The 6,233-nt window shown below is 60.7% G+C and carries 4 protein-coding genes, 1 tRNA gene and 1 pseudogene; 2 read left to right on the top strand and 4 right to left on the bottom strand.

Annotated features, from left to right (window positions below; genetic code table 11):
• Nucleotides 1-43: 43 nt before the first annotated feature.
• Nucleotides 44-120 (top strand) — tRNA-Met (locus ACFOYU_RS18185).
• A 136-nt stretch (nucleotides 121-256) separates the two neighbouring features.
• Here the strand turns inward: ACFOYU_RS18185 and ACFOYU_RS18180 are convergent.
• The 4 genes and pseudogenes from ACFOYU_RS18180 to ACFOYU_RS18165 form a co-directional block, all read right to left on the bottom strand.
• Nucleotides 257-1,156: a DMT family transporter gene (locus ACFOYU_RS18180; protein ID WP_377034694.1), complete on the bottom strand. Its 900-nt coding sequence runs from the start codon at nucleotides 1,154-1,156 to the stop codon at nucleotides 257-259.
• A gap of 16 nt (nucleotides 1,157-1,172) precedes the next feature.
• Nucleotides 1,173-2,612 (bottom strand): hypothetical protein, encoded by a 1,440-nt coding sequence (locus ACFOYU_RS18175; protein ID WP_377034697.1) that lies wholly within the window; start codon nucleotides 2,610-2,612, stop codon nucleotides 1,173-1,175.
• 495 nt (nucleotides 2,613-3,107) lie between these two features.
• A pseudogene (locus ACFOYU_RS18170) lies at nucleotides 3,108-3,428 on the bottom strand (PIG-L family deacetylase); the annotation flags it as partial.
• 127 nt (nucleotides 3,429-3,555) lie between these two features.
• Entirely contained in the window at nucleotides 3,556-4,809 is a 1,254-nt protein-coding gene (locus ACFOYU_RS18165) for an ROK family transcriptional regulator (RefSeq protein ID WP_377034696.1), read from the bottom strand.
• A 156-nt stretch (nucleotides 4,810-4,965) separates the two neighbouring features.
• Between ACFOYU_RS18165 and ACFOYU_RS18160 the strand changes: the two genes are divergently transcribed.
• Nucleotides 4,966-6,231, top strand: a complete 1,266-nt coding sequence (locus tag ACFOYU_RS18160) for an extracellular solute-binding protein (RefSeq protein WP_377034693.1) — start codon at nucleotides 4,966-4,968, stop codon at nucleotides 6,229-6,231.
• Nucleotides 6,232-6,233 lie beyond the last annotated feature (2 nt).

Here is a 6,233-nt window from a genome sequence, read left to right as displayed (position 1 = left end):
GCGCGCCTTCGCCTTCGAAGCCTGCTTCGAAGGCCCTCCCTGGCGCGGGGTGGAGCAGCCCGGTAGCTCGTCAGGCTCATAACCTGAAGGTCACAGGTTCAAATCCTGTCCCCGCAACCACCGACACAAAAAAGCCCCTGAACGCCACAAACGTCAGGGGCTTTTTGCCGTCCAGCCCCCGGCTGCCCGGCGGAGCAAAGACTGAGTCGGTATTCCTCATCTACGGGCGAACTCCGTCGCCAATCCGATCTGGGCCTTATGCCCGTCTCCCGCTCCTGAGCCGCCGTTCAGCTGGTGTCGCTAATACCGTGGTCAGGACCACGATAGCTGCACCAAGGCACAGGGACAGCGATGGAACTTCTTCGAAGTAGAGCCAACCAGCGAAGCCTGAGAAGACAATCGACAGGTATCCTATCGGAGCCAAAAGCCGTGCCTCCTGCTTCTGATAGGCTTGCAGCCAGCAATACTGCCCCAACTGCGCCAGGACGCCGATGAGGATGATGTTTGGCGCCTCAGCCCACGGGATCGGCACCCACACGATGACAGCGGGAATTGACGTCAGCACAGTCAGACCAATCGTGTAGAAGAGCATGAGCACAACCGTGTTCTCACTCGCAAGGCGTCTCGTCTGAACCACAGCCAGAGAGCCGAAGAATACGGATCCGAAGGCTGCAACCAACCCTATGTTCCACGGGATCGTGTCTGGTCGAACCATGAGAATGACGCCGAGGAAACCAAACGCTGTGAAGACGTAGCGAATTTTGCTGACGCTCTCGCCCAGCATGAAGGTCGCCATCACCAGAAGCATGAGCGGCCGTGTGAACCCGATCGCAGTGACCAGAGCGAGAGGCAATGCCGCGAAGGCGGCAAAGTTGAATGTCAGCGCGGCAGAGTTGAACGCAACGCGAGCGAGATGGCCGCGGATGTTGGACAGGTTCGTAAGCTTGGCACGGTGATGCCACACCAATGGGGCTACAGCCACAAACCCGACGAGCGAGCGCAGGAAGACGAGTTGGACGGCCGGGTATGACTCGCCTGCAGCCTTGACAAGGGCCTGCATGGTCGTGACCAGCGCCATATCGAGCAACAGCCAAACCGCACTCCTCCACAAGGGGATCGGAGACAGGAGCGCATCGGTTTCGGGTGCAGCCGCCATATCCCCTCACGAGTCTTCAGGCAGGCTGGACCAGATTCGCCAGAAGGCGGAAGGCGCCGGGAACCAGCTTGTCCAGCTGATGGTGCAGCACGAGCGCCACATGGGTATGGCGTCCCCGCCCAATGCGGGCGGAAACGAGCGAACCCTTGAGCGGGCTCTCTCCCGGATCATTCAGAGCAAGAAGCTCCTCGTAGGCGGGGTCGTATTCCGCCGCAAAATAGAGCCCCCTCTCCTTGTCCCAGCCCTGCCAGTCATTCACCTCGATTCGGTTCGGAGACATAAGCAAGGGGCTGTTGGGCTTTAGAACCGTCACCGGAGCGGAGGGATCAGTCACGCGCCATCTTAGGGACGGCGAGCCGATGACGAGGCGGCGCGGTGGCGTATGATCGGGATTCCAACCGTCAGTGGGACGGTGGTAGAGCGTCACCAAGTGTCCGCCCTCCTCCACGAACCGATGCAGGCGCTTGGTTGCAGCCTGAAGATCCCGTCGGAGCCCAAACCCGAAGATGCCGACGAGGATAGTTGTAAACTCCGAAAGAGAGCCGATCTGCAGATCGGCTTCCGCGAGATCCGTAACCTCAAGACCGAGGCGGCGCATGTGGGTGCCAACATTGTCGCTTCCAGCTCCCACGTATCCGATGCGCGCATCGGTCGGCAGAGCGACATCAAGCGCCAGAACCTTGAGCTCTGCCGGCGCAATATAGAAGGTCGGATGAATATGAGGATAGGCAACAGTTTGGACCTGGCTTATCGGCCTGCCATCAACGATGGGAATGAGGCGTGAAACTCCGGGCCTTGTCAGCTGTGGCGGATCGATGATCCAGTCGCCGCCCTCTGTTCGGACATTCCAGCCTTCCGGTGCATGCCAGTCTGAGGGGTCAGCCCCTGCGGCCTTAACCTGGATGCTGGATGGGCGGTCTCCGATCCTGATGGTCGCAGTGACGGGATCAAGGAACAAGGACTTCAGAGGGACTATCTTCAGAGGTTCCTCAGGGTCTAGATCAACCCCGATGGTGCGTCCTTCTACTTCGCCCGAGACAATGACGCCGGCTTCACCATTGGCGCCGAGAGGATCATACGCCTCGGGATAGTTGCCTGAATGTGGTGCCGACGCTGGAATCGTGATCGCGTACTGGACATGCCCCGGCTCCCGAGCTGTCTCAAAGGCCTCTACTCCATCGGGAAGACGGGGTGAGACCGTGAGGTTCTCAAGGCCGGGCGCATCGATGTGGATGTCTAGAACCATCCGCGCCCCCGGATGGCACGAGCCCTCGAAGAGCGCACGCGCTGCTTTCGCATGCACTTCGAAAAGAACAGCATCGATCTCCCGCAGCTTGCGATCGAGACGATGTCGCATCCGATCGACGGTTTCCCGATCCAAGTCTCCTCTTACAACTTCAATCAGGTTCGCCGCCCGTCCGAGCGCCTCGCTGATCCGCCTGCGATCCGGGAACACTGCAAGGACGGCATCAATATGGTCCTGCGCCTCCCGCAGAGCAGCGGCCGCGGCCTGCGTCAGCCCCGGCGTAGTAGCAAGATCCGCAAGGCTTGCAGACAGGTGATCGCGAATGTCGCTCTCGGACTCCGACGGACCGCCAGCCCGGAGCTTCAGATGAAGATTCCACTGGTCGGACGGACGGTCGCGCCACACGCCCATGCCTTGGGATGCATGCGCCGCTCGGGACCACTCGCCGAGCTGCCGGTATGCCAAACCGGTGACCTCATCGCCTCCGGCAACCTGGATGCTGAGCGTCACGGGTGGAGGCACCTCGTCATCGTACGCATAGCCCGCCCCCGACCATGCCGGGAGATAGAACTTGGAAACCTGCCAAGGCTGGAGGCCCAATCCCCTGTGTTCCGGAAAGGCAGAGGGATCGGCCGCCAGGACGAATGCTCTTTCAGCCGCCCGGGTCATCGCCCGGTGGTGACCATGCTGCCCTGGCACATCCAGGAAGGTCGGGATGACGATATCCGGCCTGTACTGTCGATAGGCATGGACGAGCCGTTCGACGATGCGTTCCTCGCCCCACCGCCGGAGCGTATCGTCCCCGTTCTTAGAAAAACCGAAATCATGAACCGGATCGTCTGGTCCGTGGCCGAGCCACACCACATCGGCATCTATACGTCGAGCAGCTTCCTCCATCTCGGCGGTCCTAAGCACGCCAAGGGCACCTCCCCGCTCAGGTCCGAGAGCATTCTGGCCGCCCTCCCCCCTTGTGGAGCAGGCCACGACGACGCGCATGCCATAGGCGAACCTCAACGCCGCCAGCATACCGTTGGCCTCGTCGTCCGGATGTGCCCCTGTATTCATCACGGTCACGACGGACGGCAACCGGCTTAGAGCCCGATGCAGGCGGACAAGAGCTGGATCATGGGCAGCGCGGGCGAGACGACTATGATCATCCAACAAGAGAGATCTCCTCGTTCGATTGCTCCCGGTCCGCCGCCTGAGCGGTGTCGAGCCGCGGCGTCATCGTTTCCAAGAGTGGCAAGGCGGCAGCTCCGAGGGCGGCCGTAAGCCGGCCTGTTCGCCCATGGATCAGGCGCGCTTCGTTCCGGTTCCTGCGGCGGGCGACCGACAGGGGAAGCGGCTGCATGGCCTGTGTGAGATCCTCCAGGAGGCCGGGCGGAAGAGCGCCGCCAATCACGATAGCCTCAGGATCGAAGAGGTTTTCGAGCATTGCGATCTGAGGTGCGAGATAGCCGGCCGCCTCCTGGATCCAGGCTTGGACGACAGGATGCTTCTCGCGATGGAGCCACTCCAGATGCGCATAATCGGTATTCTGGATTCCGGCTGCTGTTAGCCTTTCCGCAAGGGCATGAATCGACGCATAGGCCTCGAGGCAACCGTGCTGTCCGCACGAGCAGAGGCGTCCGCCCTTCTCCACCAGCACGTGGCCGATCTCGCCCGCATTGCCGTTGGCCCCGCGATACGGACGTCCGTCGATCATGATTCCCAGGCCCAGTCCTTGTCCGAAATAAATCAGGCAGAAGCTTTTCAGGTCCTGGGCCGCACCGTAAAGGCGCTCGCCGACGGCCGCAGCGGTGGCATCGTTCTCAAGCGTGATTGGAGAGCCGAGCACTTGCCCAATACCGGCAACCGCATTGAAATCCAGCCACCCCGACAAGGTCGTCGGCCCGACGGACGTCATGCCTTCGACATCAAATGGACCCGGCATGACGACGCCGACCCCAAGAAGCTGTGGGACAGGAGGCTTTAACTGCGCCTGCGCCGCCTCGATCTCGGCTTTTATGGCGGGAAGCACCGTTTCGGGATCGTTCCGCTGGATCGACAAGCTCCGTTGCGCACGAACACGGCCACCCATGTCAACGAGGAGGGTGGAAATCTGGTCCGCGGCAATCTCGATTCCTGCCGTCATACCGCCGTTGGGATTAACCGCGAACTGGATCGGCGGTAGGCCCCGGCCTGCCCTGAGCCGCCCGGTCCTGATCAGCAGGCCGTCCGCGACGAGGTCTTCAACGATATTCGAGACAGCCTGGGTACTAAGATGTGCATGGCGCGAGATTTCCATCCGTCCGACTGGACCTAACTGACGCACAACATCCAGCACCACACGACGATTGTGAGAGCGGTTTCGCTCCGGATTGCTTCCGATCGTCGATTGTGCCCCGGTTTTGGATTTTCTCGGCATCTCCGGCACTCCACGACGTACGATGACGCGAGGCAAAGAATAACTCAAGTGAATTATCTTATTGACAGGCTGGTAACTCTAAGGGAGCCTTGAGACTGGAGCGGTCCTTGCTCAGGCCGCCACCAAAGAAAAGCCGGCGCCTCGCGCCCAGCAACAATGGAGAGGGATATGCGTTTTCATCACCTGCTCGCGAGCGCCGCCATAGGCTTCGCCATCCTGACAACATCCAGCGCCAAGGCCGTCGAGATCGAATACTGGCAGTATGTGTTCGATACGCGCGTCAAGGCGATGAACCAGCTGATCACCAAGTTCCAAGAGGCCAATCCTGACATCAAGGTCAAGCAGACCACGTTTCCCTATGCGGACTACCAAACAAAGGTCGCCGCTGCGATCCTTGCCGGCCAGGGACCTGACGTGGTGCAACTCTTCTACGGCTGGACCGACAACTTCATCGCCGGCAAGATGATCCGCCCCCTGCGCGCGGAAGCTTTCCCCAGCGCCGATATCGAGCGCGATTTCTTCCCGATCGTGAGCGCGATGAAGCGCGGAAACGACTATTACGGCCTACCGACCGCCGTGCGTTCCCTGGCACTGTTCTATAACAAGAAGGCCTTCAAGGATGCTGGTCTCGATCCGAACAATCCGCCAAAGACCCTTGATGAACTCGTCACTGCGGCCGAGAAGACCACCAAGCGCGATAGCAGCGGCAATATTATCTCCGCCGGCATGACGCTCGATATGGGTGGACAGGATCACCAGTGGTGGCGTGAAGTGCTGATCCGGCAGTTCGGCGGTGCTCCCTATACGGAGAACGACACGAAAGTCGCCTACAACGACGAAGCCGGCCTAAAGGCGCTGACCTTCTACACGGACCTCCAGAAGAAGCACAAGGTGGGTCAAGTCGGCTTTATGGACGAGGGTCAGGCCGCTTTCCGGGCAGGCCTAGCAGCCATGACCATCGACGGCACCTTCCGGCTGGGTTCCTTCAACACGATCAAGGGCTTTGAATGGGGCGTGGTCGAGCTCCCGGCCAATGCTCAGGGCGTGCGCAGCAACTACGCGAGCTATTTCGCCAACGCGATCACCACGAAGGCAGAGGGCGAGAAGCTCGCGGCAGCGGAGAAGTTCCTGGCCTATGTCTCATCGCCCGAAGCCATGAAGATTTGGATGGAGGTAGTGGGCGAACTGCCGGCACGCCGCGCCGCGGCTCTCACTCCTGAGAACATCGCTCACCCGGTCTATGGCCCGTTCCTCAAAGGTCTTGAATATGCCCATACGACCATGTTCAAGGACGAAGCGGCCCAGCGGCAGGTGACCATCGATATGACCAACCGCGTCCTGATCGGTGGCGAGGATCCGAAGACTTCGCTCGCCAAGGCAGCCGAAGCCGAACAGGCGATCATCGACCGCGCCAAGCGCTAAGC

Source organism: Microvirga sp. GCM10011540, from assembly GCF_042650665.1.
GTDB classification, from domain to species: Bacteria; Pseudomonadota; Alphaproteobacteria; order Rhizobiales; family Beijerinckiaceae; genus Microvirga; species Microvirga lenta.
This window is presented reverse-complemented; position numbering and strand designations above follow the sequence as displayed.